Raw genomic sequence first — 25,396 nt, 5'->3', positions numbered from 1 at the left:
CGCCCCCCGGTTCACCCCCGGCCCCGGCCCCCGTGCCTCGGCATGGTTCACCACTTGGACTTCCTCTCCCCCTCGCCGTTCTCCGGTTCCTCCCCCACCAGCGGGGAGCGCGCCAGGTGCACGCAGCCGGCCGTGAGGATCGCCAGGGCCAGGACCTCGAACACCACCCGCCAGCCGAGGTGCACCGTCTCGGCGAACAGGGTCACCCCGAGCACCACGCTCAGCAGCGCGTCGCCGAGGGTCATCGCGGGCTGGGACGCCACCAGGGTGCCCGCCCGCAGGGTCACCTGGAGCAGGAAGAAGCTCGCGAGGCCCACGCCCATCGCGGCGTACGGCTGCCAGGTGGTGAAGACCGCGCCGATCCCGTCCGGCAGCCGCCCGAGCGCGTCCTTCAGCAGGGCGGCCGTGCAGGAGAAGCCGGTCGCGGTGGCCGTGCCGAGGACGGCGGCCCGCGGCGCGGACGACAGCCGCAGCGACACGACGATCATGAGGGTCACGAAGAGGCCGACCGCGGCTCCGGTCCACAGCCAGTCGGCCGCCGGCACCGTGTCCCGGCCGCCCGACGGGTCCGCGAGCGCGAGGAAGGCGGCCAGGCCGACCGCCATCGCGGCGAACGCCCAGCGGGTGGCGGTGTCGGGGCTGCGGTGGAACACCACGCTGCCGACGACGAGCGTGAACATCAGCTCGGTGCTCATGACGGGCTGGACGATGGACAGCGGGCCGGTGGCCAGGGCCAGCGCCTGGAGGATGCCCGAGACCGCGAGGAGGGCCGCGCCCCACAACCAGACCCTCCGGTGCACCAGACCGGCCATCCAGCCGCCGCGGGCCGGCGACGGACCGGAACCGACATCGGCCGCCGCCCGCCGCTGGAGCACCGAGGCGCCGGCGTTGCCGAGCGCCGCGAGGAGCGCCAGGAGGATCGACAGAGCCAGCACGGGGTCAGCCGAACCGCTTGGCCATGGCGCGGAAGAACCCCGGGACGGCGCCCTGCATACGTGCGGGCATCGCGAGCCACCCGGGGACGTAGACGTCCTCCGCGCCCCGCTCGATGGCGCGCCAGACGATCTCGGCCACCCGCTCCGCGGGCACGGGACGCGGGTGGTCGCGGTGGTACGGCACGCCGCGCCGGGCGAAGAACGGCGTCTCGACCGCGCCCGGCAGCACGACGGTCACGCGCACGCGCGTCCCGGCGAGTTCGTAGCGCAGGCTCTCGGCGAAGGCCAGCAGGGCTCCCTTCGTCGCGGCGTACACGGCTTCGTTGGCGACACCGACCCGGCCGGCCATGGAGGCGATCAGGACGATCCGGCCCACACCGCGCTCCGCCATGCCCGGCAGCACCAGCCGCACGAGGTGCACCACGGAGGTGAGGTTGACCGCCAGCAGCCGGTCGATGGCGTCGGCGGGCATCCCGACGAACGGTCCGGCCCAGCCGACGCCCGCCGCCGCGACCAGCGCGTCGACCCGCCCCTCGCGCTCCACGGCCTGTGCGGCGAGCCGTTCCACGCCCGTCCGCTCGCCGAGGTCGGCGGCGAGCGGGGTGCCGCCGGTGCTGCGCGCCACGGCGGCGAGCCGCTCCTCGTCCCGGCCTCCGAGCAGCAGCCGCCAGCCGCCCGCCGTGGCGATGCGCTCGGCCACGGCCTGGCCGATCCCGGAGGACGCGCCCGTGACGAGTGCGACCGGCCCTGCGGTTGTCGGGGGCATCAGCATCCTCCGGGGTGTGGGGAACGTGTCCTTCCAGCCTCCTGGTTTCCCGCCGGTTCGCCTCGCGACAGTCTGTACGCGCCCCACGATCCACCCGAACAGGTCGATTCGGCGGCCACCCCGGGCCGCCGAGCGCGGCCCGGGGGAACACGGTGGAGGTACGCCGACACCGACGTCTGGAGGCGCCACATGGGGCGACGATGCATGGTGCTCAGCGCGAGCATGGGGGCGGGTCACGACACGGTGGCCGCCGAGCTGGCGCGGCGGCTGCGCGCGGCGGGCCACGACGTGCTCGTACGGGACGTGCTGACGCTGCTGCCGCCCGGCGCCGGGCCGGGGGTGCGGTCGTTCTACCGGTTCACGGTGCGCCACGTGCCCCGGCTGTACGAGCTGATCTACGCGGTGTTCCTGGCGCCCGGTCCGGAGGAGGGGCCGGCTGCGCGCGGGCGGCGGCCGGACGTGTCGCCGATGGCGGCGCTGGCCGAGCGGCGCCTCGGCGCGCTCGTCAGCGGGTGGCGGCCGGACGTCGTCGTCTCGACCTTCCACCTCGCCGGCCAGCTCACGGGCCGGATGCGGCGGCGGGGGTCCCTGCGCGTGCCGTGCGCGGTGTTCGTCACCGACTTCGCCCTGCACCGGGCGTGGCTGGAGCCGGGCAACGACCTGTTCCTGTGCGTCAGCGAGGCCGCGGCGCGGACGGCCCGGGCGCGGACGGGACGCCCGGCCGCCGCGCCCGGCCCGGTGGTGCCGCCGGTGTTCCGGGAGCCGCCCGCCTCCGAGCGGTGGGCGGCGGCCCTGGCGCGCGCCGGGGGCGGGCGGCCGCCGGTGCTGCTGTCCGCCGGGGCGTGGGGCGTGGGCGACGCGCTCCTCGGCACGGCGGCGGCGCTGGCCGGTCACGGCTTCCTGCCCGTGCTGCTGTGCGGGCGTGACGAGCGGCTGCGCCGCAGCGCGACGCGGCTGCGGGGTGTCCTGCCGGTCGGCTGGGTGGACGACATGCCGGGTCTGATGGGGGCCGCGCGGCTGCTCGTCGACAACGCGGCGGGGCAGACGTCGGTCCAGGCGCTGGCTGCCCGGCTGCCCGTGATCGGCTACCGGCCGATCCCCGGTCACGGCACCGTCGGCGTACGGGAGATGGCGGCCGAGGGGCTGACCGTGTACGCCGCCGACCTGGGCGAACTGCTCGCCGAGGCCGGCCGGCTGGTGCCGCCGGGCCCGGAGCGCGACCGGCGCACGGAGCGAGGGGCTGCGGTGTTCCGCGACGACGCGGCGCGGCTGGTCGCCGAGCTCGCGGGCGCACCGGCGTCAGCGCAGTCCGAGACAGGGCAGCCAGGCGCGTGAAGCGCCGTGGGCGGCGGTGAGCAGGGCGCTCAGCGCGCCGGGCGGGCCGCTCAGCAGGCCGGGCGGCCAGTCGTCGAAGGTCTCGGGCAGCCGCGTCAGCAGGTGGCGCACGAGCCGCCGCTTGAGCGCCGCCGCTGCCGGCACGCGCGCGTGGCGGTCGAAGGCGTCGGCGACGGCCAGGACGCCCGCGGCGCCGTGGCACAGCCCGAGCAGGTCCCCGGGGGTGTCGCCGAAGAGGTGGAAGTCCTCGTCGTAGCGCTCGGCGAGTGCCGTGAAGGCGTCGGCGGCCCCCTCGGCGACGGCCATGTCGCCGAGCGCGTCGGCGGCGTCCCACAGCGCCCAGGCGACGCCCGGGGTGCCGTAGCACCAGGCCTGGCGGGGGTTCGGGCCGTCCGGCGGCGGACCGCCGTCGAGTCCGGCACCGGCCCAGGTGCGGATGGCGCGGTCGTCGTCGTACGCCTGGCGGGCGAGCCAGCGGGTTGCCCGGCCGAGCGCGGCGGTGAGCGGCGCCGTGGACTCCCGGTCCGGCGCGCGGCGGAGTGCCGCGGTGAGCGCGGGGAGGACTCCCGCGACGCCGTGGCCCATGCCCGTGTTGATCCGGCCCTGCATCCACGCGAGATAGGGGTGTCCGTCGTACTGCGCGGCCCGCAGGCGGGGCAGTTCGTCGCCGTCGCACAGCAGCGCCAGGTGCGCGGCGAGCGGGCGCAGCAGGCCGGGCTCCGGTTCCGCCCCCGCGCACAGGGCGAGCAGGGTACCGGAGGGGCCGGAGATCAGGTCGTAGTCGGGGAAGGCGACATCGCGCGTGCGGTACGCGGGGGGACGGGTGGCCAGGTGGTCGCGGAGCCGGTCGGCGGCCCGGTGCAGCGGCGGGTGGAGCGTGGCCCCGAGGCGCAGGCCGACGAGCGTGCCCGCGAGGCCCCCGTTGTACAGCGCCGGGTGGGACGGGCCGCGGCCGGCGGTCCTGGCCCAGACGGCGACGGCGGCCGCGGCGGCGGGGTGCTCGTCCGCGACCACGTGCGCCAGGACGGGGACGCCGGGGTCGGAGGGGTGCCCGTCACCGCCGGGAGCGGCGGCCCACTGCTCCAGGTACCGGACGGCGAGGCCGAGCACGGTGTCGCGGGCGGTGTCCGGCGCGGTGGTGTCGTACGCCATGGGGGGGCTCCTCGTACGGTGGCGGTGGGATCACGAGGGCGGAGCCGCCCGGACGGACCGGGCGGCTCCTGGGAGAGACGGTCAGGCGCAGATGACGACCGTGGCGCAGACGATGATCGTGCACAGGCCGCTGCAGCCGGCGGACGACGGGGACGCCGACGGCAGGTCGCTGTCGGTGATGCGCTCGTCCAGGTCGTCGATGAGAGAGTCGAGGTCGGCGAGTTCGATCTTGGGCATGGGACGTTCCCTTTCTTCCTCACTGGGTGGTGACCGCCCCGGCGGGCCGCCTGGCGGGCGGGCCGGGGACGTCTGGTGTGCCGTCGCCGCGCAGCAGCGCGTCGGCGGCGACCGCGGCGAACTGCTCGGCGCCCCGGTCGTACGGAAGTCGCAGCAGCGCCTGCGCGGCGACGGCGGCGCCGTGGTGGAGGGGATCGCGCAGCAGCAGGTCCCCCGGGGCCGGCAGCATCTCCTCGACCAGGAGCTCTCCCCCCGCCTGCTGGGCGCAGAGCCGCTCGACGGCCTGGAGGGCGGTGAGCGAGTCGAAGTCCACGGGCACCGGTTTCGCCCCCGGGGCCGCGCGGACGAACGCGTGGCGGGGCAGCCCCAGGGCGCGGCGCAGCAGGGCGAGGGTGCGGACCTTGGCGAGCGGCCCGTCACCGGGCTGCCACAGGTGCGTGCGGTCGACCCGCCAGGTGGCCGGGGACAGCACGAGGTCGCCCCCCGCGATCAGCCGCGGCAGCCTGCGCCGCCCGGGCAGCGCGGCGTCCAGCCCGTCCAGCCGGACGAGGTGGGAGGCGGCCGGGTGGCTCGCGGCGAGCAGGATCCGCACCAGCACGTCGTACGGCGGCGCCGGGGAGCGCGTGGCGTGGTGCACGGGGATGATGCGCTGTCCGTCCGCCTCGGCGACGATCCTCCGGCCGCTGCGGCGCACGGTGATGCGGTCCAGCGGGAGGTAGCGCGCGTGCGCGCCGGGCGGCCCGTAGTACGGCGTGGGGTCGGGGTCCCCGGTCCACCAGCCGGTCGTCACGGGACGGCGTACGGCGTTGGCGGCCCGTTCGGCGAGCGGCGGCACGAGCAGTTCGACGAAGCGCACGCCGGCCCGCCGTTCGACGGCGGCGAGGAAGTCGCGGTAGGCGTCGGCGTTGGGATGGCCCCCGTACAGGGTGCGCAGTCCGTCGGCGAAGCGGGCGTCGAGCACTCCGGCGGCGGACGCGGTCTCCAGGACCGCCACCGGTCCCCCTGCGCCGCCCGGTGGCAGCGGGCGCAGCAGGCAGTCGACCGGCCAGGCGGGCAGGGCGTCGTCGGCGCCCGGCGCGCCGAGGGCGTCCAGCAGGGCGTCGTCCACGTCCACGCGGTCGGCGCCGGAGCGGGTGGCGGTGTCCAGGTGGCCGAGCAGCCGGGCGTAGCCGGAGCCGGGGTCGCGCGGCGGGGTCCACCCGCCGTGCCGCCGGGGCCGGGGCGGCGGGTCGTCGGCGGTGGGGAGCCGGTCGGCGAGGATCTCGCTGACCGGGCGCGGCCGTTCGGTGACCGCGGCGAACTCGGGACGTGTCTGAAGCGGCACGTCCGGCCCGTCCGGGTGGCCGTCGGCGTCGCGCAGGGCGCTGATCCGGGCAGCGACGCGCAGGCCGCGCAGCACGCGCGCGGCGGCCGGAGCGGGCACGGCGGCGTCGGCGCCGAGGGTGCGGTACGAGTCGAGGAACCAGCCGCCGGGCCCGGTGTCCGCGGGCGTCCGGGGCAGCGCGCCGCCGTCGGCGGTGACCGCGCCGGCCGGGGTCCAGGCGCTGTAGTGGTGGCGTGGCGCCCCGCACACCTGGAGGACGCCCATGGAGAGCAGGTGCTGGAGGAATCCGCGCAGCACGCCGGGGTCGCCGGGCGGCGCGCCGGCCGGCGCGGCGAGTGCCAGCATCGTCTTCTCGAGTTCGCCGAGCGGGCAGGGCCCGTCGGCGAGGAGGGCCAGGACGGTTTCCAGTACGCGGGTCCGGCGCAGCACCACATGGCGCAGGCGGCCGGGCTCGCGCGGGTCCACGACGTAGCAGCGCAGCCGTCCGGCGCCGTCGCCGCGCGGGCCGGCGGGGGCCTCGGCGGGTGGTCCGGCAGGGGGGCCGGCGTGCGGCGGTTCGGTGAAGTGCAGGGGCGCGGGCACCAGCAGCGTGGCCGGATCGGCGGTGCGCAGGTCCGGCGCGGCGGTGCGGGCGCGGACGAGGTGGACGTTCTCCGTGGCGGCGGCCGCCAGGGCGCCGAGCGGGACGGGTCCGGGTGCGAGCAGGGAGGTTCCGTCACCTCCGGCGGTGACCGGGAGGACGGCGATCTGGCCGGCCCAGCCGCGGGGTGTGGTCTTCACCGCGGCCCGGCCGAGGACGCGCCGGATGTACGCGGCGCGCTTGCGCAGCTGCTTGCCCGACCAGGACTGGCCCTGGGCCAGGCGGCGTTCGACGTCCGCCAGGAGGTCGGGGGCGGCGCTGTCCAGGAAGGCGCGCAGCACGGGGTCGGTGCGGGCGGTGTGCCAGGCCTGTGCGGCGAGGCGCTCCGCTTCGGCGGCGACGGCCCGGTCGAGTGCGGCGAGGCCCGCCGCCTGCATACGGGCTCGATCGGCCAGCTCGCGGGCCTCGGCGGCGAGGTCGGCGGGCACGGCGGGCGACCGCTCCAGCAGGTCGCAGTCCGCCAGGGCCGGTGCGGCGCCGGAGTGCAGCCGCCGCCGCAGGGCCAGGACGGCGCCGCGTTCGGCGGCCGCCAGGAGCGGGTGCGGGACGACCTCCTCGCCGAGCCGGCCGGCCAGCACGCGGGCACGTTCGATCCGCTCCTCCTCGGCCTCGGCGTGGCGGGCGACGCGCTCGAACAGGCCGGGGTCGGCGGCCGCCGTCCACGCCTCGCAGGGCATGCCGGCGATGCGCAGCAGCACGGTCGCGCCCAGCGGGTGTCCGGGCACGTGTGCCTCGTCGGGTACGCCGGCCACGTCAGCCCCTCCCCTCGGCGGCCGCGGTGCTCCGGCCGGTCTCGGCGCCCTCCGCCGCGGCGCTCCCGTCGGCCAGCGCCTCGGTGATCAGGCACTGCCGTGCCGCGGAGAGGCGGCCGCGGTTCCAGTGGAAGATCACGTAGTGGGCGGCCGCCCGGCGGGGCCCGACCGTGGCACCGCCGGACTCGAAGTAGCCGGCGCGCCAGCGGTCCGCGGCCCGGTGCGCCGCGTCCCGGTGCACCCGCAGCACGTCCCGCCACTCCTTCGGCAGAGCGTCGAGCTGGGCGTCGGAAGGCTGCTCGAAGTACGCGCGGATGCCGTCGGCGGCGCGCTGCCGGGCCTCGCCCAGCAGTCCGCCGGCGAGCCGGCGCCCGGTCTCCTCGCGGACGACCTGCCAAACCCCGCGGTGCTCCCAGCCGACGATGCCGAGGGCGTCGAACACGGTGCGCAGCAGCATCAGGGACACGCGCCAGTCCGGTGGTGCGGGGCTTGCGGGCGCGGCCGTGTGGACGTCCAGCCAGGCCCGTGCGTCGGCGGTGAACAGCCCGTGGACGTAGGCCATGGAGCGCGGGCCGCCGAAGAGGTACGTCTCGGGCTCGTACACACCGGCGTACGGCCGCGCCCAGCCGCCGTCCTCCCGCCGCCGCTCGAAGTGGCGGGTCAGGGCGGCGCGCAGTTCACCGGCGCGCGACGGTTCGGAGGCGTGGAAGCGGACCCGCAGGCCCGGCGGCTTGTGCATGAAGAAGAAGTCGCGGGCGAGCCCGGTGCCGACGAGGTCGTCGGCCGCCTCGGCGAGACGCCCGTACAGGCGGGGCCAGGCGGACGCCTCGGGCGCCACGCTGAGCTGGACCCAGCCCGCCTCCGGCACGTCGTCCCGCAGGGCCTGCAGGCCGGCCGCGAGGAACGCCCGGCGGGCGGCGGCGTACCCGGAGCCGTACGGGACCAGCGGTACGGCGCCCAGCGAACCGGCACGTGCGTCGTCCAGGCAATCGGCCAGCAGACGCTCGACCTCCAGCATGCGGCCTCCTCGAGGCGACGGGATTCCTCCTCTGTGATGTCCGGGCCGAGGGGTGCCGAAAGCACGCAAAGTATTGGTCATATCATCAACCGACGTACGCTGGCGCATTTCAGATATGCCGGGCGTTCGGCCCCTGCACCGGACGGCACCGGCTGCGCCGTTTGCCCCACCCGCTTCCCGGACACTCGTCCCCCGTCCGGGGTACGCGCGGAGGGAGGCGGTGGTCATGCCGGCACGCGAGGCCATGCCCTCGACGCTGCGGCGCTCGCCGGAGAGCGCACAGCGTACGTGGGCCGAGGCGCACGACTCGGCCGTCGAGCAGTACGGCGAGGGCGAGCGCGCGCACCGGGTGGCGTTCAGCGCGCTGAAGCACACCCACGAGAAGGTCGGCGACCACTGGGAACGCAAGGAGGGGGGCCGCAAGGGCCCGTCCGACCCGCGGGCCGCCCGGCCGCGGGGGCAGGGCGGGCGCAGCGGTGAGGGGGTCGACGAGAACGCATCGAAGGAGCACCTGTACGAGCTGGCGAAGAGGCTCGGCGTCGACGGCCGTTCGCGCATGTCCAAGCCCGAACTGCTGGACGCCATCCGCAAGGCCAACAGGTCCGCGACCCGTCAGGCCCGCGCCTGACGCGCGCCGCGGCCCGGCTCAGTCGTCGCCGGGCGACCTCGCCACGGGGCCGCCCGGCGACTCTCCGCGCCGGTGCGCGTGCCGATCCGCGTGCCGGTGGGCGGCTGCCCGCCCGGGGCTCCGGCGGCGCGATGCGGTCCGTGCGTATGACGCCGCGGCCCGGCGGGCGGTGGGCATGAAGGAGCCCCGGGCCGGGCGGGGGCCGGGGCTCCGGGGGCGGCCGAACGCCGGCTCACCGACGGTTCACATCGCGATGTGCGCCGGGATGTGCGTCACCTCCTCGATCTCGTGTCCGGCCTTCCTCATGAGATTCCTGCAGAGCTCATTGAGCGCGCGTGCCGCCGCGATCTCCTCGCCGACCCGCTGCTGCTCCAGGTCGTCCGGGTGCCGCTTCGCCCTGCCGTGACCGCGGAGCTCCGTGCCGTCGGGCAGCCGGACCAGGCAGGAGGCCTTGGTCTTGCCGGTGTCCTCGTCCTCGGAGAATTCGATGTCGACGTGCCATCCGACGATGGTCTGCATCCCACTCACCTCCTGAGCTACTCCTCCAGCGTGCACCCGTGGGCGGGCCCTCGCCCGTCCGGGGGAACGGGCGCGCGAGGAGGGGGAACCGGGCCCGTCAGGCGCTCACCGCCGACCAGCCGTAACCGCCGACGTCCTCGTACCGCTCCGTGCCCGGCAGGCCTGCGCCCACCTCGCCGATGTCCCGGTACGCCGCACGCATCAGCTGGCGGGCGAGGTCGCTCATCGCGCGGCTCGCCGCCAATTCGTCGCCGATCACGGGTACGTCGGGGTCGTCGGGGTTGCGCCGGGCCGTTCCGTGCCCCGTGAACGTCGTCCCCTCCGCCTCCACCGTCGCCCGTGCCCGCGTGGTGCCGTCCTCCTCGGCGAGTTCCAGCCGGACCTGCCATTCCAGTGTTCGTGCCATGGCAACCTCCTGGATCCCAGGATCCCTCTCCCGGCGCCCGGCCGCTCATGCGCGGCGTGCCTTCCCGGGGAAATCCGGCCGACAAGGGAGAAATGGTTCCACCGAACCCTTGTCGCCGGCGGCCGGAGACCCGAGATGCGCGTCATGCTTGTCCATCCGAGTGCCCTGATGTACTCCGAGATCTTCCTGCGACTGGAACCGCTGGGGCTCGAACGCGTGGCCGCGGCGGCCCGGGACGCCGGCCACGAGGTGCGTGTGGTGGACCTCCAGGTCCTTTCCCGGTCCCTGCTCGATCGCGAGATGGTCTCCTTCGCGCCGGAGGCACTGGGCATCTCGCTGAATTACCTGGCGAACATTCCCGAGGCCATCGACATCGCCCGCCGGGCCAAGGCCGCCTCGCCGGGCTGTTTCGTCTTCTTCGGCGGCCACAGCGTGTCGTTCATCGCCGAACACGTACTGGAGCAGGCCGACGGGGCGGTGGACGCGATCGTGCGCGGCGAGGGCGAGCCGGCGGTCGCACCGCTGCTGGCCGCGGTCCGCGACGGCGGGGTGCAGACCGTCCCGGGCGTGGTGTGCGCGGACGGCCGCGGGCCCGCGCCGAAGCTGCTGGACAGCCTGGACCGGCCGCGCCCCGCACGCGACCTCATGCGCAAGCGCCGCCGCTACTTCATCGGTGAGCTGGATCCGTGCGCGTCGATCGAGTTCACCCGCGGCTGCCCGTGGGACTGCTCCTTCTGCTCGGCCTGGACCTTCTACGGCCGTAGTTACCGCAAGGCGTCCCCGGAGGGCGCGGCGGAGGAAATGGCGTCGATCCGCGAACCGAATGTGTTCATCGTCGACGACGTGGCCTTCATCCGGCCCGAGCACGGTGACGGAATCGCCGCGGAACTGGAGCGCCGCAGAATCCGCAAGCGCTATTACCTGGAGACGCGCAGTGATGTCCTGCTGCGCAATCAGGAGGTTTTCCAGCGATGGACCAGGCTGGGACTCCGGTACATGTTCCTGGGCATGGAGGCGATCGACGCCGAGGGGCTCGACCTTTACCGCAAGCGCGTGAGCCCGGACGACAATTTCCGGGCGCTGGAAGTGGCGCGCCGGATGGGCATCATGGTGGCGATCAACCTGATCGTCGACCCCGCCTGGGACGCGGAGCGTTTCCGCGTCGTACGCGAGTTCGCGCTGTCGGTGCCGGAGATCGTGCACCTGACCGTGATGACGCCGTACCCCGGCACGGAGATCTGGCACACCGAGGCCCGTCAGCTGACGACCCGCGACTACCGGCTCTTCGACATCCAGCACGCGGTCGTCCCCACCACGCTGCCGCTGGACGAGTTCTACCGGGAGCTGGTGCGCACGCAGGCCGTCATCAACCGCAAGCACCTGGGCCTGAGCAACGCCATCGGCGCCATGGGGGTGCTCGGCCGGAACCTGGCGCGCGGGCAGACCAACTTCGCCCGCATGCTGTGGAAGTTCGGCCGGGTCTACAACGCGGGCCGCCAGCTCGCCGACCACCGGCGGCCGGTGGAGTTCGAGTTGCCGCTCCCGCAGCGCCGGGCGACACCTCCGGGCCGCCAGGACCTCTACATCCACACGCGCGTGCCGGCGCATCCGCTCCGGCGGGACGAACGGATCGAGCAGACCGCGCGGGCCGACCGCACCGAGCGGGCGGAGCAGGGCGAGCGGGTCGAACGCCCCGATCCCGAGCCGGACGGCGTCTGACGCCCGCGGCCCGGGCGCCGGCCGTCACTCCCCCGGCTCGACCACGCGGGCCCCGAGCAGCCACAGGGCGCCGTGCTCGACGGTGAACTGCACGTCACAGCGGCGGGGGTGGCAGTGCTCCGCCAGCGTGCGCAGATGGTCGCGGAGCCGGGCGAAGGACGGCGGGTCGAGCACCGCGAGCTCCTCGACGGGCACCGCCTCGCGGGCACCCGCCACGACGTCCGTGCCCTGGGCCTCGGCCAGGTAGCGGCCGTGGACGCGGCCGGTCGCCCCGCCGGCGGACAGGACAGGCGTCCGGGCGACGCCGCTGCCCGAGTCCGGGCCGAGGTTGCCGAAGACCATGGCCTGCACGGTGACGGCGGCTCCCAGGCCGCCGGGGAGGCCCGCGCGGCGGCGATGGCGCCGGGCCGGCTCGCCGTTCCAGGAGGCGAAGGCGGCGTGGACCGCCCGGCGGAGCTGTTCCGCCGGGTCCTGGGGGAACTCCTCGCCGGTGCTTTCGAGGATGACGTCCTTGAAGGTCTCGACCGTCCGGATGAGGTCGCAGGCGTCGAGCCGGCCGGCGTCGGGCACGTGGTGCTGCCGCTCGATCCCGGAGAGGACCTCCTCGAAGCGGCGGGGGTCGGCCCCCAGCACGGTGGTGCCGTACATCTGCACCAGGCGGCGGTAGGAGTCCCAGGCGAACCGCTCCCGGTCGGCGGTCCTGCCGAGGCCCAGGACGGCGTAGTCGTTCACCCCTATGTCGAGGATCGTGTCCATCAGTCCCGGCAGTCCCCGCGGTGCCGGGAGTCCCCGCAGCGCCGGGACCTCCGGGGCCGCGGGCCCGGCGCCGGTCCGTACCGCGAGCAGCAGCGGGTCGTCGACCTTGCCGAGCCGCTTGCCGGTCGCCCGCTCCAGCGCGGCGAGGTGCTCGCCGATCTGCTCGTCGAGCCCGGCGGGTGGTTCCCCGGTGGCGAGGAACGCCCGGCCGGCCTCCGTGGTGACCGTGAAGCCGGGCGGTACGGGCAGGCCCAGCCGGGTCAGCTCGGCGAGGGCGGCGCCCTTGTCACCGAGCAGCCCGGCGAGGTCGCGGCCGCCCCGCGTGAAGTCGTACACGTATGTGCTCATCAGCCCGCCCTGCCCCTGATCCGCCCATGCATCGACCGGGAAGCCCGGCATGCCGGGCCGTCCCGCCATGCCCGGTACCGCCGGTGGTGGCCGGGTCCCCTTCCGTGCGCAGACGATGCGCCCCGGGCCGGGCTCCTCAGCGGTGCGGTACGACGGCGACGGGAGCGGCGGCGTCGTGCATCACGGTGTGGACGAGGGGCCCGACGCGCGCTCCCCACGGCACGCGGCGTCTTCGGTGGCCCAGGACGACCAGCCGTGCTCCGTGGGAGGCCTCGGCCAGCTCGCGGGCCACCCGGCCCTGTCCGCCCGTCCGGGTGACGGCCACGCCCGGGTACTGCCGGGTCCACCGCGCGACGAGGTGCTCGGACGACGGCTCGGCGGCGACGACCCGCAGGCCGCACCCGTACCGGTCGGCGCTGGCGAAGGCGAAGGCGGCCACCTCGTCGCTGGGCCGGTCGGGGTCGAGGCCCAGCACCACGTCGCCGGTCGCCGGGCCGTGCGCCCGGACCAGCACGACCGGCCGCCGCACCCGCGCCAGCACGGCCTGCGAGAGCGAGCCGCCGACGAAGCCGGTGAGGCTCCCGAGCCGCCGGGAGCCCAGGACCAGCAGCTCGGCGTCCTCGCTCGCGTCGCACAGGCCCTGGACGGGACTGCCGTGGAGCTGGTCCGTCTCGACGTGCACCTCCGGGCGGTGGCGGTGCACGTGCCCGGCCACGGCGTGCAGCAGCCGCTCCGCCGCGTGCCGCTCGCCGCCCCGGTCCGTCACGGGCGTGACCGCGTCCGTGTCGGGGCTCCACACATGCACGAGCCGCAGCGGGCGCCCGCGGGTGGCCGCCTCGTCGGCGCCCCACTCGGCTGCCACCATGCTCTCCCGTGTCGCGTCGACACCGACGGTCACGGTGACGGTGCGGGGCATATCGACTCCTCGGGGATCCGCTCGTCGTCCCGTACCTCCACAGTGCGTCCGCCGGAGGATCCCCGCACGCCTCGGCCGCCTCCGTCCGCCCCGCGGGTCACCCGGATCCCGCGAGCCGCCGATCCACGCGCCTCACCGGCCGCACGTCCTGCCGACCGCCCTCGGCACCAGCCGCCCACTCCGCGCCATGCGGGCCGCACGAAATGCGCGCCGTACGAACCGGGCGGCGTACGAACCGGGCGGCGTACGAAATGCGCGCCGTACGAAATGCGCGCGCCCGCCGCATGCGCGTTCGGGCAGGATGCCTGGCATGGATCACCTCCTGGGCGGGCTCGCCGCCAATCCGGCTCTGCCGCCCGCCCTGATCGACCGGCTGATCGAGACGGCGGACGCCGACACCGCCTCGTCCCTCGCCGACCGGGCCGACCTCAGCCCCGCGCAGGCCCTGGCGCTGGCCCGCCGCTTCGGCGACGAGGTCGCCGTGCACCTTGCGTACGCCGGGCGGCTGCCGGCCGCGCACGTCGACCCCGGAGCGTGGCCGGGGGCCGCCCTCGCCCTGCTCGACACGGGCGCGGGCCGGCCGGAGTGGGCGCGCCGGTTCGCCGCGGACCCGGCCGTCGGACGGCGGGAGAAGCTGGCCGCGTGCCCCGGCCTGCCGCCCGACGTGCTGGAGACCCTGGCCGGTGACGCGGACCCACGGGTCGTCGCGGAGCTGGGGCTGTGGACCACCGTGCCCGCCACGGCCGCCCTGCTCGCCCGGCATCCGCACGCCGAGGTCCGCCGCGCCGCGGCCACCAATACCCGTACGCCCGCGGCCGGGCTGGCGGCCCTGCTCACCGGCGAGGGGCTGGCCCCGGCCCGCCGGTGCGCGGTCTGCGATCAGGAGGCGGTGCCGTTCGTGCACGAGCCGTCCTGTCCCCGGCCGGACTGTGTGCTGCGGCCCGGCGCCTCCTGCGACGGCTCGCACGCGTCCACGGTGCACGAGACGCGGATGTTCGCCCTGCGCAACCCCATGACGCCCGTCGCAGCAGCCGTCCGGTTCGTCCGGCACCCCTCGCCGCTCCTGCGACGTGAGCTCGCCGCCCGGCCGGATCTGCCGACGGAAGCATGCGAGGTGCTCGCCGCGGACCCGGATCCCGGGGTGCGCGCCGAGCTCGCCGGCAACCCGGCGACCGGTGAGGTCTTGATCCGCGCCCTCGCCGCGGACCGCGATCACGATGTGCAGCGGCGTCTCGCCCACCACCCGCGCATCCCCTGGGACGTGCTCGCCCGGGTGGCCCGTACGACACGGATCGGTCCCGTGCTGCTGCCGGCGATCGCCGCGGCCGGCGCGGCCGAGGTCGACGAGCTGGCCGCCGCGGCGGACCCGCTGCTGCGGATGCTGCTGGCGGAACGGCGCGACCTGCCACCCGCCGTCCTCGATGCGCTCGCCGCGGACCCGGACGCCAAGGTGGCCAAGGCGGTGGCCCCGCATCCCGGACTGCCCGGGGAGGCCCTGCACGCCATGGTGCGCCGGCACGGGAATCAGGTGGCGGCCCGCGTGGCGGCGAACCCGGATGCGCCGCCCGGCCTGCTGGAGCGTCTGGCCCGGCTGGAGCGGCCTCCGCTCAAGGCGCTGCGCGAGATCGCCCGGCACCCCCGCGCGACCGCCGCGGCGCTCACGGCCTGCCTGGCGGACCCGCGGGCGAGGCGCCTGGCCGCCGCGCACCCGGCCCTGCCGCCGCAGGTCGTCGTGGAGCTGCTCGCCGACGACGACCCTCAGGTGGGGGCCGCCGCGGCTGCCAACCCTTCCCTGCCCCGGGCCGACATGGCCCGTCTCACACCGTCGCGTCTCCTCGCACCGCTTTCCGCCACGCCGCGCTCACCACGCCATGAAGACGTGCACCGTCTTGCCGTGCTCCTGGGGCACCGTGAGGGCCTGCTCCGCGAGGGTGTTGATCAGGTGCCATCCGATGCCGCCGCGACCGGTGAGGTCGACGGGGCGCGGCGCTGGAGGCGTGGGATTGGTGTCCTCCATGGCGATGTGCACGGTGTCGGCCACCGCCCGCAGGCGCAGGGTGAAGGGGCCCGGCGCGAAGGAGAAGGCATTGGCGGCCAGCTCCGTGACGACCAGCAGCACATCGTCGTGTGCGTCCGGCGCCGCCGGCGACTGGATGCGCGCCAGACCGCGCAGGAACGCGGCAGCCCCTTCGCGGGCCTCGGTGACATCGCTCAGCAAGCCTTCGAAATGCCAGGTCTGTTCAATACTCAGGGTGTTCAGCAGGCCTTCGCTCCGCACACGATCTCGTTCGGCAGTCATGCACTCTCCCTTCGTTCCGACGGAACTCGGAGGCGCTTTCCGGCTTCCCGATTCGCGAGTGGACATGTACGCCTTGCCGCTTTTGCGAGAAAAAGGGCTCGTACGGGCGCCGCGGTGTTTCGGACGCGGAGCCGGGGCACCCGGTGCCTCAGGTACGGGCTGGGGCGCCCGCTGCTTCAGCTGCGGAGCCGGGCCACAGCGGCCTCGGCCGAGGGCACGACGGTCAGCGCCGTGTCGACACCGGTGATGTCCAGGAGCCGCTGCACGGTCGACCCCACCTGGGCGAGGACGAGACCTCCGGTCGGTCCGGTGCCCTGGTGCAGCTGGAGGAAACAATTCAGGCCGCTGGAGTCGCAGAACTCCAGACCGGCGCAATCGAGCACGATCGGCCGGCGCCCGTGGACCCGTACCGCGGCGTCCACCGCGTCCATGAGGACAGGAACGGTGGTGAGGTCCAGGTCTCCGCTGACGCGCAGCACCGGGATGTCGCCGTCGGCCTCGGGTACGACCACGAGACGCGGCTCCGTGACCTCCGGCCCCTGGCCCGCTCCTCCGCTTATCTGTTCTTCCATCCCGCGAACAGTACAGAGGCATGCCCGCGGGCACCACGCTCGGGGGTGTCCGCGGGGCCGGGGCGTCGCACCGGTGGCACCCACGGGCGGGAACACCCCACCGGGCGGAGCGGGCATACGCCCCGCGCCGGCGCTCCGGCCCGATACTGGAGCCCTGTCCACCCCAGGACGGACTACTCACGGAACAGCACCTGATCTGCCGGAACAGCCCGAGGGCCTGCTCGATCGATCTGTTGGGAGACACCGTTGAGGATGCTCATCAACGTGCCGGAGACCGTGGTCGCCGACGCGCTGCGCGGGATCGCCGCCGCGCACCCCGAACTGACCGTGGACGTGGAGAACCGGATCGTGGTGCGGCGTGACGCGCCCGTGGAGGGGAAGGTGGCGCTGGTGTCCGGCGGCGGCTCCGGGCACGAGCCGTTGCACGCCGGGTTCGTCGGACCCGGGATGCTGGCGGCGGCCTGCGCCGGCGAGGTGTTCACGAGCCCCGTGCCGGACCAGATGGCGCGGGCGGCCTCCGCGGTGGACAGCGGGCGCGGGGTGCTGTTCGTCGTCAAGAACTACACCGGGGACGTACTCAACTTCGAGATGGCGGCGGAGCTCGCCGAGGACGAGGGCGTGCAGGTCGCCAAGGTCCTCGTCGACGACGACGTGGCCGTCTCCGACAGTACGTACACGGCGGGGCGGCGCGGGACCGGGGCCACGCTGTTCGTGGAGAAGATCGCGGGCGCCGCCGCCGAGGAGGGGGCACCGCTGGAGCGGGTGGAGGCGATCGCCCGGCAGGTCAACGCCGCCTCGCGGAGCTTCGGCGTGGCGCTGGGCGCCTGTACGACACCGGCGAAGGGCAGCCCCACGTTCGACCTCCCTCCGGGGGAGCTGGAGTTGGGGGTCGGGATCCACGGCGAGCCGGGGCGCGAGCGGCGTCCCATGATGACGTCGCGGGAGATCGCCGACGTCGCCGTGGACGCCGTCCTGGAGGACCTCGGCGGGCGGGGGCCGGTGCTGGTGCTCGTCAACGGCCTGGGCGCGACGCCGCTGCTGGAGCTGTACGGGTTCAACGCCGAGGTCCAGCGGGTGCTGGGCGAGCGCGGGGTGCCGGTTGCGCGCACGCTCGTCGGCAATTACGTCACGTCGCTGGACATGGCGGGCTGCTCGGTCACGCTGTGCCGGGCCGACGAGGAGCTTCTCCGGCTGTGGGACGCGCCGGTACGGACGGCCGCGCTGCGGTGGGGGGTGTGACGCCGGTGATGCTGGACGCGGACTTCTTCCGGCGCTGGATGGCGGTCATGGCGCACGCGGTCGAGCGCGAGGCGGACCGGCTGACCGAACTGGACTCGGCCATCGGTGACGCCGACCACGGCGCCAATATGCAGCGCGGTTTCGCCGCGGTGCTCACGGCGGTCGGGAAGGAGGAGCCGGAGACGCCCGGCGGGGTGCTCACGCTCGCCGGGCGGCAGTTGATCTCGACGGTGGGCGGTGCCTCCGGGCCGCTGTACGGGACGCTGCTGCGGCGCACCGGCAAGGCGCTCGGCGACGCCGCTTCGGTCGCGCCCGTCCAGCTCGTCGAGGCACTGCGCGCGGGCGTGGCCGCGGTGGCACAGCTCGGCGGTGCCGCGGCCGGCGACAAGACGATGCTGGACGCGCTGGAACCGGCGGTGGAGGCGCTCGGCGAGTCGCTGGGCGAGTCCTTCGCCGATGCCGCCGAGGCGGCGGACCAGGGGGCGCTGGCGACCGTGCCGATGCAGGCGCGCAAGGGCCGGGCGAGCTACCTCGGTGAGCGCAGCGTGGGACACCAGGACCCCGGGGCGACGTCGTCGGCGCTGTTGTTCGCCGCTCTCGCCGAGGCGGCGGCGGAGGGGGCCCGGTGAGCGGGGCGCCGGTGGGGATCGTGCTCGTCTCGCACAGCGCGGCGGTCGCCGCGTCCGTCGCCGAGCTGGCGCGGGGCCTCGCCGGGGGCGGTGCGGCCGCGCCCGTGGCGCCCGCGGGCGGTACCCCCGACGGCGGGCTCGGCACGAGCGCCGAGCTGATCACCGAGGCGGCGGCGTCGGTGGACGGCGGCGCGGGCGTGGCCGTCCTGGTCGACCTGGGCAGCGCCGTCCTGACGGTGAAGGCCCTCCTCGCGGAGGGCGACGAGCTCCCCGACGGCACGCGGCTGGTGGACGCCCCGTTCGTGGAGGGGGCGGTGGCGGCCGTGGTCACCGCCTCGGCGGGCGGCGACCTGGACGCGGTGGTGTCGGCGGCGTCCGAAGCGTACGGCTACCGCAAGGAGTAGCCCCCGCGGCGGGGGGGGGGGGGGGGGGGGGGCGCGGGGGCCCCCGGCGGGGGGCGGCGGGGCCGGGCGGGGGGGGGGGGGGCGGGGGGGGGGGGGGGGGGGGGGGGGGGGGGGGGGGGGGGGAGCCCCGCCGCGGCGGGCCCCCCCCGGCCCCCGCCCGGCTCGGCCCCTCCCCACGCCCCCGCCCCCGCAAGGACGACCCCCCCGCGCCGTGCTGCGCGCCGGCCCCGGGCGGTGTACGGCTCCGGCGGCGGAGCGCGGGGCGGGGAACCGGGGCAGGGGGACGCGGCGGGGGCGTGCGGGAGCGCGCGGGTTGTGATGCACCTGGTCAACGCACTACTGTCGCAGGGCCTTGGTGTACGGGAAACCGGTGCGGTACCGGTGCGGCCCTCGCCACTGTGATCGGGAAGTCCGGCTCCACTCCCGGGGGTACCACCCCGGGAAGCCACTGGAACACCGCGGGAGACCGTGGTGTCCGGGAAGGCGGAGCCGCGGCGGCATGACCCGTCAGCCAGGAGACCGGCCAAGGCGCGTTGTCCATCCACGAGGTGCTGGAGAGGGTCTCCCACATCATGCATATCGCCGAGGGCTATCTGCCCCCCGTGCACGCGGCCGCCTGGAGCGTGGCGGCCGCGCCGTTCGTCGTCCACGGTGTCCGGGCGCTCACCCGCGAGGTCAGGTCCAACCCCGAATCGACTCTCCTGCTCGGCGCGTCCGGTGCCTTCACCTTCGTCCTCTCGGCGCTGAAGCTCCCGTCGGTGACGGGCAGTTGCTCGCACCCCACCGGTACGGGCCTGGGCGCGATCCTCTTCCGGCCGCCGATCATGGCGGTGCTCGGCACCATCACCCTGCTGTTCCAGGCGCTGCTGCTGGCGCACGGCGGTCTGACGACCCTGGGCGCCAACGTCTTCTCGATGGCGATCGTCGGGCCGTGGGCCGGATTCGGCGTGTACCGGCTGCTGCGGCGCTCCGGCGTGCCGCTGATGGTGAGCGTGTTCTTCGGTGCGTTCGTCGCCGACCTGTCCACGTACTGCGTCACCAGCGTGCAGCTCGCGCTGGCGTTCCCGGACCCGAGCAGCGGGTTCGCGGGGGCGCTGGCCAAGTTCGGCGGCATCTTCGCCGTCACGCAGCTGCCGCTCGCGGTCAGCGAGGGCCTGCTCACCGTGCTGGTGATGCGGCTGCTGACGCAGTCGAGCAAGGGCGAGCTGACCCGTCTCGGAGTGCTGCTCGGGACGAAGGCGACCACGGAGGCGGAGAAGAAGGCGGGAACCGGGCCGGAGACGGAAGCCGCGCCGGAGACGGGGACCGGGTCGGAGACCGAAGCCGCGGCGGAGACGGGAACCGGGCCGGAGACGGGAACCGGGACCGGGACGAAGACGGAGGCCGTGGGCCGATGAGCCGTAACGCCAGGATCAACACGCTGCTGCTGCTCGTCGTCGTGGCGCTCGCCGTCCTCCCGCTCGCGCTGGGGATGGGCGACCACAAGGAGGAGCCGTTCACCGGCGCGGACGCGCAGGCCGAGACCGCCATCACCGAGACGCACCCGGACTACGAGCCGTGGTTCAGCCCGCTCTACGAACCGCCGTCGGGCGAGATCGAGTCGGCCCTGTTCTCCCTCCAGGCCGCCCTCGGGGCGGGGGTGCTGGCCTACTACTTCGGTCTGCGCCGCGGGCGGCGGCAGGGCGAGGCGCGGGCGCAGGCGCGCGCCGAGAGCGCCGGACGCGTCGAGTAGCCGCCGGTGCTGCCGATCGACGCGGCGGCGCACAGCAGTCGCTGGCGCCGCCGTCACCCGTGCGAGAAGGCCGTGCTCGGCTTCGGCCTGACCCTCCTCGCGATCTGCCTGCCGCCGTGGCCGGGGGCGGTGCTGGTGGCGCTGGCCACCCTGGGCGTGCTGCTGGGGCCGGCCGGGGTGGGACGGCGGCAGCTGTGGCGGGCGTTCCGCGTTCCGCTCGGCTTCTGCTGCACGGGGGCGGTTCCGTTGCTGTTCCAGGTGGGCGGGGCGGACGGGTTCGTGACCCTGGCCCCAGACGGGCCGGTGCACGCCGGGCAGCTGCTGCTGCGGACGTCGGCGGCGTCGCTCGGGGTGCTGCTGTTCGCGTTCACGACTCCTGTCTCGGACGTGCTGCCCCGGCTGGTACGGGCCGGGGTGCCGGCCCCGGTGGTCGACGTGGCGCTGGTGATGTACCGGATCAGCTTCCTGCTGCTGGACGCCGTCCGGCGGATCCGTGAGGCGCAGGCCGCGCGGCTGGGGCTGACGAGCCGGGCGGCCACCTGGCGGTCGCTGGCCGGCCTGGGCGCGACGGCCTTCGTCCGCGCCTTCGACCGGGCGGCGCGGCTGCAGTCCGGGCTGGCCGGGCGCGGCTACGACGGCACGCTGCGGGTGCTGGTGCCGCAGGGGGCCGTCTCCGGGCGGTTCCTGGGCGCGACCGCGGGGCTGTTCGCGGGGCTCGTCGCCCTCACCCTCGTACTCGAAAGGTTCCTGCCATGAATCGTGACGCCGTCGTGGAACTGGTCGGTGCGGGATACGCCTACGAGGACGGGCCCGCCGTGCTGTCGGGCGTCGACTTCGCCGTGCCCGAGGGGCGTGCGATCGCGCTGCTCGGCCGCAACGGCAGCGGCAAGACGACGATGCTGCGGCTGCTGAGCGGCGGCCTGCGGTGTGCGAGCGGGCGGCTGCGGCTGCACGGCGAGGACGTGACGTACGACAGGGCCGGGCTCACCCGGCTGCGCACGACGGTCCAGCTCGTCGTGCAGGACCCGGACGACCAGCTGTTCGCCGCGTCCGTGGCGCAGGACGTGTCGTTCGGGCCGATGAACCTCGGGCTGGCGGAGGACGAGGTACGGGCGCGCGTGCGCGAGGCACTCGAGGCGCTGGACATCACGGCGCTGGCGGACCGGCCGACCCACCTGCTGTCGTACGGGCAGCGCAAGCGTGCCGCGATCGCGGGCGCGGTGGCCATGCGGCCCCGGGTGCTCATCCTGGACGAGCCGACGGCCGGCCTGGATCCGCACGGTCAGGAGCGGCTGCTGGAGGTGCTGGACCGGTTGCGGGCGGCGGGCACGACGGTGGTCATGGCCACGCACGACGTGGACCTGGCGCTGCGCTGGGCGGACGACGCGGCGGTGCTCACCGCGGACGGCCTGCGCACCGGCCCGGTCGCGGAGCTCCTCGCGGACGGCGCCCTGCTGGACGCGGCGCGGCTGCGCAGGCCGTGGGGCATGGCGGTGACGCGCGTGCTGCGCGACCACGGCCTGCTGCCGCCGGACGCCCCGGGCCCGCGCACCCCTGAGGATCTGGAGGCCTGGGCCCGGTGCGGGTAGCACGCACGGGCCCGGAGCTCGGCCGACGCACCGGTACGCCGGTACGCCGGTACGCCGAGGGGAAGGGCGTCAGGCGATGACCTGCGCGGCGTAGAGGGCGCCGACGGCCGTGGCCAGCGCCCCGAGCAGCAGGCGCAGGGCCGGCTCGGGCAGCCGGGGCTGGAGGCGGGCGCCGAGGTAACCGCCGATCAGGCCGCCGGCGCCGCAGGCGCATCCCAGCTCCCAGTCCGGCGCCACGTCACCGGGGCTCACCGTCGCGAGCAGGGCGTAGGTGAGGGCGCCGACGACCGAGGTCGCGAACGTGGCGGCGAGCGCGGCCGGTGCCACGCGGGCCATCGGCAGGCCGCGGCCCGCGAGAACGGGCCCCAGCAGGGAACCGCCGCCGATGCCGTAGATGCCGCCGATCACCCCGACCGCGAGAGCGAGCCCGGTGAGGGACCCCGCCGACGGCTCGGCCGGCCGTGATGACCCCTTCCGCGACGGGGTCGCTGTGCGCAAGCACAGCCACAGCCCCATCGGGAGCAGGAAGAGCGCGATCAGCAGCCGGAAGACGGCAGGGCCGGGGACGGCGAAGACGCGGATGACCGCGCCGGCGACCACACCGGGCAGGGTCCCCCGCACCAGTTGCCGGGTGAGGCGGTCGCGCAGGGCGCCGCCGGCCCGGTACCGCCACAGGGCGCCGGGCCCGGCCACCACGTTGAACAGCAGGTTCGTCGGGGTGACCGCGGGGCTCGGCACGCCGAGGACGCTGAGATGGACCGGCAGGAGGAAGACCGCGCCGGAGACACCGACCGGAGCGGTCGCCGCAGAGATCAGCAGTCCGGCCGCAAGCCCGGCCCAGATCGTCCCGTCCACCGTCGTACCCGCCCCCCGCTCGCACGTGCAGTATCGCTGTGGCGGCGGTCGGCGGTGGCGGCGGGCAACGTGATGTTCATGAAACGGCGAGAGCGGCCGCGGCGGCATCCGCGGCCGTCCTGCGACGGCTCCCTGCTCCTGCTGGGGCGATGGACGGTGGTGAGCCGCGGGGTGCGCCGTTCGCGGAGCGCCCGACGGCGTGATCGCGGGCGGAGGAGCTGCCGGGCGACCGCGGCGGCGCAGGAGACCTCGGCGTCCTGGACTCGTGGAGGTCCCGGCGCCCCGCCGGGCTCCGGTGCCGGACGAGTCGCCGCCTGCTCAGCGATGCCGGCGGCGCACCGCGCCCGTGGCGGCGGTCCCACCGCGACCGGAAGCGGTTGCGGAGCCCGTCGGGCCCGCGACCGGGGGCTCATCCGCGCAGGCGGAGGTACGCCTCCAGCTCCGCGGCGCCGGTGAGCATCGCCCGGCCGCGGGCGGACAGCCGGCCGCGCCAGTCGGACAGGGCGGCCTCCAGCGGCTCCAGGCCGCCGGCCGTGCGGACCTGGTCGATCAGGGGGGCGATCTGCTCCAGCAGGTAGCCGCCCCGCCGGAGCTGGTGGGTCAGGCGGGCGTCCCGTACGGCAGCCTCGTCGTAGACGCGGTAGCCGGTCAGGGGATCGCGGCTCGGGCGCACCAGCCCGGCGTGCTCCCACTTGCGCAGGGTCGCGGGCCGGATGCCGAGCCGCTCGGCGAGCGGCCCGATGAACGTGCCGCCCGGCCCGGGGACCGCGGCCGGTGCGGTACCCGGTGCGGGGTCCAGGTCGCGGAGGGCGCTCTCCACGGCCTCGAGGGTCCGGCGGTCGTCGAGGAGCTGGGCGTGGCCGGTGTCGATGAGACGGAACGCCTCGTCGGCCGCGCCGTCGTTCACGGCCCGCATGATCGAGGCCGCGGCCTGGTGCCCGTGGCCGGGCACCAGGGCCAGGAACGCGCGCAGGGCCCCCGCGTGCAGCGGGGTGTAGGTGCGGTAGCCGTGGGGTGTCCGGTCGGTGGGCGGGAGGATGCCGGCCTCTTCGTAGTTCCGGATCGCCTGGGTGGACAAACCGTGCTCACGCGCCAGGTCGACCGGCCGGAGCCGCTCACTGCTGCGATGACCACCACTTTGAAGCTTTTGCCTCATGGACCTGCCGATCTCGCGGAAAAGTTTCCACCGAAGGTTCAACGATACCGTTGAGGACATGGTCAACGACATCAAGGACTGCGCCCATGCCGTCGAAGCGGCTGCCGTCATGAGGCTGCTCCCGGCCCGGCCGCGGCTGCTCGCCCTGGGCGAGCCCACGCACCGCGAGGACACGCTGCTCGAACTGCGCAACGAGCTCTTCCGGCAGCTCGTCGAGGAGGAGGGCTACCGGACCATCGCGATCGAGAGCGACTGCATGAAGGGCCTGGTCGTCGACGAGTACGTCCGCTCGGGCACGGGCACCCTGGAGGACGTCGTGGAGCACGGCATCAGCCACGGCTGGGGCGCGTCGGCGGCCAACCGCGAGCTGGTGCGCTGGATGCGCGAGCACAACGAGGGCCGGGCCGCGGGCGAGCGGCTGCGCTTCGCCGGTTTCGACGGGCCGCTGGAGATCACCGGCGCCGCGAGCCCCCGGCAGGCCCTCACCACCCTCTACGGCTACCTCTCCGCCCGGGTGGACGCGGACCTGCTCCCCTGCACCGCGGACACGCTCGACCGCCTGCTCGGCAGCGACGACCGGTGGACCGAACCGGCAGCGATGAGGGACCCGGCCCGGTCCGTGGGACGGTCGGCCGAGGCGAGGGAGCTGCGACTGCTCGCCGACGAACTCGCCGCCCTGCTGGAGGAGCAGGCGCCGCATCTGATCGCGGCGACATCGCGGGACGACTGGGACCGGGCGCGCCTGTACGGGCGCACCGCGAACGGCCTGCTGCAGTACCACCACTGGATGGCCGACACCTCACCGGCCCGCCTGACCCGGCTGGTGAGCGTGCGGGACCGGATCATGGCCGACAACCTCCTCGCCGTCGCCGCTCGGGGCCCGGCTCTCGTCCACGCCCACAATGCCCATCTCCAGCGCGAGAAGAGCACGATGCGGATGGGCGGGAGGCCCCTGGAGTGGTGGAGCGCCGGCGCGCTGGTGAGCGCCCGGCTCGGCGAGGAGTACGCCTTCGTGGCGACGGCGCTGGGCACGATCCGGCACCAGGGAGTGGACACACCGCCGCCGGACACCGTCGAGGGGCTCCTGTACGCGCTCCCCGAGGACCGCCGCCTCATCGACGCCCGGCGCCTGGCCGCCGCCCTCGGCAGCACACCGCCCCCACCCCGCGTGTCCCCCTGGTTCGGCTACGCCCCGCTCGACCCGGCCCACCTGGCGGACAGCGACGGCCTGGTGTTCGTGAAGGACTGCGCCCTGCCGGGGTAGGGAGTGGCCCAGCCCTCGCTGCGGGGACCGGGCGCCACCACGAGGATGCGCAGATCGGGAGCCACCTGTCGCCGTTCCGGCCCGAGGTCGTAGTCGACGACCTCCACGGAGTGCCCCTCGAAGAACACCCGGACATGTGACTCGACAGCCTCCGCGGCCGGCAGCCTCGCATTACGCACCGCGCGATCATGCCAGACCGCGATCGA

25 protein-coding genes, 1 pseudogene and 1 riboswitch are annotated in these 25,396 nt (G+C 75.4%); of the genes and pseudogenes, 12 read left to right on the top strand and 14 right to left on the bottom strand.

From position 1 onward, the window contains the following. Positions 1-47: 47 nt before the first annotated feature. Both ACIA79_RS11475 and ACIA79_RS11470 read right to left on the bottom strand, forming a co-directional pair. A complete protein-coding gene (locus ACIA79_RS11475) occupies positions 48-935 on the bottom strand; it encodes a DMT family transporter (protein ID WP_399427973.1) in 888 nt (295 codons plus the stop codon). Between the two features lie 4 nt (positions 936-939). Further along, positions 940-1,707: an SDR family NAD(P)-dependent oxidoreductase gene (locus ACIA79_RS11470; protein WP_399427972.1), complete on the bottom strand. Its 768-nt coding sequence runs from the start codon at positions 1,705-1,707 to the stop codon at positions 940-942. Positions 1,708-1,905: 198 nt separating this feature from the next. On the opposite strand from ACIA79_RS11470, the gene ACIA79_RS11465 reads away from it, so the two are divergent. Next, positions 1,906-3,036, top strand: a complete 1,131-nt coding sequence (locus ACIA79_RS11465) for a galactosyldiacylglycerol synthase (protein ID WP_399427971.1) — start codon at positions 1,906-1,908, stop codon at positions 3,034-3,036. Here the strand turns inward: ACIA79_RS11465 and ACIA79_RS11460 are convergent. From ACIA79_RS11460 to ACIA79_RS11445, 4 genes are all read right to left on the bottom strand, one after another. After that, positions 3,001-4,188, bottom strand: coding sequence for a lanthionine synthetase LanC family protein (locus ACIA79_RS11460; RefSeq protein ID WP_399427970.1), 1,188 nt, complete (start codon positions 4,186-4,188; stop codon positions 3,001-3,003). The two genes, ACIA79_RS11465 and ACIA79_RS11460, sit on opposite strands and share 36 nt — an antisense overlap. Positions 4,189-4,269: 81 nt before the next feature. Continuing rightward, positions 4,270-4,425, bottom strand: a complete 156-nt coding sequence (locus ACIA79_RS11455; protein ID WP_399427969.1) for a hypothetical protein — start codon at positions 4,423-4,425, stop codon at positions 4,270-4,272. A 19-nt stretch (positions 4,426-4,444) separates the two neighbouring features. Next, on the bottom strand, positions 4,445-7,141 hold the full coding sequence (locus ACIA79_RS11450; RefSeq protein ID WP_399427968.1) for a lantibiotic dehydratase: 2,697 nt from the start codon (positions 7,139-7,141) through the stop codon (positions 4,445-4,447). Position 7,142: 1 nt separating this feature from the next. Continuing rightward, positions 7,143-8,159, bottom strand: a complete 1,017-nt coding sequence (locus tag ACIA79_RS11445; protein ID WP_399427967.1) for a thiopeptide-type bacteriocin biosynthesis protein — start codon at positions 8,157-8,159, stop codon at positions 7,143-7,145. A gap of 226 nt (positions 8,160-8,385) precedes the next feature. On the opposite strand from ACIA79_RS11445, the gene ACIA79_RS11440 reads away from it, so the two are divergent. Then, on the top strand, positions 8,386-8,787 hold the full coding sequence (locus ACIA79_RS11440) for a ChaB family protein (RefSeq protein ID WP_399427966.1): 402 nt from the start codon (positions 8,386-8,388) through the stop codon (positions 8,785-8,787). A gap of 243 nt (positions 8,788-9,030) precedes the next feature. Here ACIA79_RS11440 and ACIA79_RS11435 read toward each other — a convergent pair whose 3' ends face one another. Both ACIA79_RS11435 and ACIA79_RS11430 read right to left on the bottom strand, forming a co-directional pair. After that, the gene (locus ACIA79_RS11435) at positions 9,031-9,306 is read right to left on the bottom strand and encodes a DUF1876 domain-containing protein (RefSeq protein ID WP_399427965.1); all 276 of its coding nucleotides are present in this window, start codon (positions 9,304-9,306) and stop codon (positions 9,031-9,033) included. Positions 9,307-9,403: 97 nt separating this feature from the next. Continuing rightward, positions 9,404-9,712, bottom strand: coding sequence for a DUF1876 domain-containing protein (locus tag ACIA79_RS11430; protein ID WP_399427964.1), 309 nt, complete (start codon positions 9,710-9,712; stop codon positions 9,404-9,406). Positions 9,713-9,847: 135 nt separating this feature from the next. On the opposite strand from ACIA79_RS11430, the gene hpnR reads away from it, so the two are divergent. Beyond that, complete coding sequence (hpnR, locus tag ACIA79_RS11425; protein ID WP_399427963.1) at positions 9,848-11,431, top strand: hopanoid C-3 methylase HpnR; 1,584 nt, start codon at positions 9,848-9,850, stop codon at positions 11,429-11,431. Between the two features lie 24 nt (positions 11,432-11,455). On the opposite strand, the gene ACIA79_RS11420 is transcribed toward hpnR, so the two are convergent. Next, entirely contained in the window at positions 11,456-12,535 is a 1,080-nt protein-coding gene (locus tag ACIA79_RS11420; RefSeq protein ID WP_399427962.1) for a PEP/pyruvate-binding domain-containing protein, read from the bottom strand. A gap of 136 nt (positions 12,536-12,671) precedes the next feature. Next, a complete protein-coding gene (locus ACIA79_RS11415) occupies positions 12,672-13,451 on the bottom strand; it encodes a universal stress protein (protein ID WP_399427961.1) in 780 nt (259 codons plus the stop codon). 310 nt (positions 13,452-13,761) lie between these two features. On the opposite strand from ACIA79_RS11415, the pseudogene ACIA79_RS11410 reads away from it, so the two are divergent. Next, positions 13,762-15,273: pseudogene (locus tag ACIA79_RS11410) on the top strand (hypothetical protein); the annotation flags it as partial. Between the two features lie 39 nt (positions 15,274-15,312). Here the strand turns inward: ACIA79_RS11410 and ACIA79_RS11405 are convergent. Beyond that, positions 15,313-15,750 (bottom strand): ATP-binding protein, encoded by a 438-nt coding sequence (locus ACIA79_RS11405; RefSeq protein ID WP_399427960.1) that lies wholly within the window; start codon positions 15,748-15,750, stop codon positions 15,313-15,315. A 176-nt stretch (positions 15,751-15,926) separates the two neighbouring features. Next, positions 15,927-16,322, bottom strand: coding sequence for an STAS domain-containing protein (locus ACIA79_RS11400; protein WP_399427958.1), 396 nt, complete (start codon positions 16,320-16,322; stop codon positions 15,927-15,929). A gap of 246 nt (positions 16,323-16,568) precedes the next feature. On the opposite strand from ACIA79_RS11400, the gene dhaK reads away from it, so the two are divergent. The 7 genes from dhaK to ACIA79_RS11365 all read left to right on the top strand — a co-directional run bounded on the left by dhaK (position 16,569) and on the right by ACIA79_RS11365 (position 21,915). Next, complete coding sequence (gene dhaK / locus ACIA79_RS11395; protein ID WP_399427956.1) at positions 16,569-17,561, top strand: dihydroxyacetone kinase subunit DhaK; 993 nt, start codon at positions 16,569-16,571, stop codon at positions 17,559-17,561. Positions 17,562-17,569: 8 nt separating this feature from the next. Further along, on the top strand, positions 17,570-18,190 hold the full coding sequence (gene dhaL, locus ACIA79_RS11390) for a dihydroxyacetone kinase subunit DhaL (RefSeq protein ID WP_399428119.1): 621 nt from the start codon (positions 17,570-17,572) through the stop codon (positions 18,188-18,190). After that, positions 18,187-18,594 carry a dihydroxyacetone kinase phosphoryl donor subunit DhaM gene (dhaM, locus tag ACIA79_RS11385; RefSeq protein WP_399427955.1) on the top strand — a complete coding sequence of 136 codons (408 nt, stop codon included), beginning with the start codon at positions 18,187-18,189 and terminating at the stop codon, positions 18,592-18,594. Before dhaL ends, dhaM begins: the two co-directional genes overlap by 4 nt. 308 nt (positions 18,595-18,902) lie before the next feature. After that, positions 18,903-19,137, top strand: a riboswitch (cobalamin riboswitch). A gap of 29 nt (positions 19,138-19,166) precedes the next feature. Next, entirely contained in the window at positions 19,167-19,991 is an 825-nt protein-coding gene (locus ACIA79_RS11380) for an energy-coupling factor ABC transporter permease (protein ID WP_399428118.1), read from the top strand. Beyond that, positions 19,988-20,326: an energy-coupling factor ABC transporter substrate-binding protein gene (locus tag ACIA79_RS11375; RefSeq protein ID WP_399427954.1), complete on the top strand. Its 339-nt coding sequence runs from the start codon at positions 19,988-19,990 to the stop codon at positions 20,324-20,326. The genes ACIA79_RS11380 and ACIA79_RS11375 overlap by 4 nt, the downstream gene beginning before the upstream one ends. Positions 20,327-20,332: 6 nt before the next feature. Further along, the gene (cbiQ, locus tag ACIA79_RS11370; RefSeq protein ID WP_399427953.1) at positions 20,333-21,082 is read left to right on the top strand and encodes a cobalt ECF transporter T component CbiQ; all 750 of its coding nucleotides are present in this window, start codon (positions 20,333-20,335) and stop codon (positions 21,080-21,082) included. Then, positions 21,079-21,915 carry an energy-coupling factor ABC transporter ATP-binding protein gene (locus tag ACIA79_RS11365; protein WP_399427952.1) on the top strand — a complete coding sequence of 279 codons (837 nt, stop codon included), beginning with the start codon at positions 21,079-21,081 and terminating at the stop codon, positions 21,913-21,915. The genes cbiQ and ACIA79_RS11365 overlap by 4 nt, the downstream gene beginning before the upstream one ends. A gap of 69 nt (positions 21,916-21,984) precedes the next feature. On the opposite strand, the gene ACIA79_RS11360 is transcribed toward ACIA79_RS11365, so the two are convergent. Further along, positions 21,985-22,770, bottom strand: coding sequence for a sulfite exporter TauE/SafE family protein (locus tag ACIA79_RS11360; protein WP_399427951.1), 786 nt, complete (start codon positions 22,768-22,770; stop codon positions 21,985-21,987). Positions 22,771-23,179: 409 nt separating this feature from the next. After that, positions 23,180-23,926, bottom strand: coding sequence for a TioE family transcriptional regulator (locus tag ACIA79_RS11355; protein WP_399428117.1), 747 nt, complete (start codon positions 23,924-23,926; stop codon positions 23,180-23,182). Positions 23,927-23,984: 58 nt separating this feature from the next. Between ACIA79_RS11355 and ACIA79_RS11350 the strand changes: the two genes are divergently transcribed. Then, on the top strand, positions 23,985-25,190 hold the full coding sequence (locus ACIA79_RS11350) for an erythromycin esterase family protein (protein WP_399427950.1): 1,206 nt from the start codon (positions 23,985-23,987) through the stop codon (positions 25,188-25,190). Positions 25,191-25,396: the final 206 nt, after the last annotated feature.

The organism is Streptomyces sp. NPDC051310, from assembly GCF_044455245.1.
GTDB lineage: Bacteria > Actinomycetota > Actinomycetes > Streptomycetales > Streptomycetaceae > Streptomyces.
This window is presented reverse-complemented; position numbering and strand designations above follow the sequence as displayed.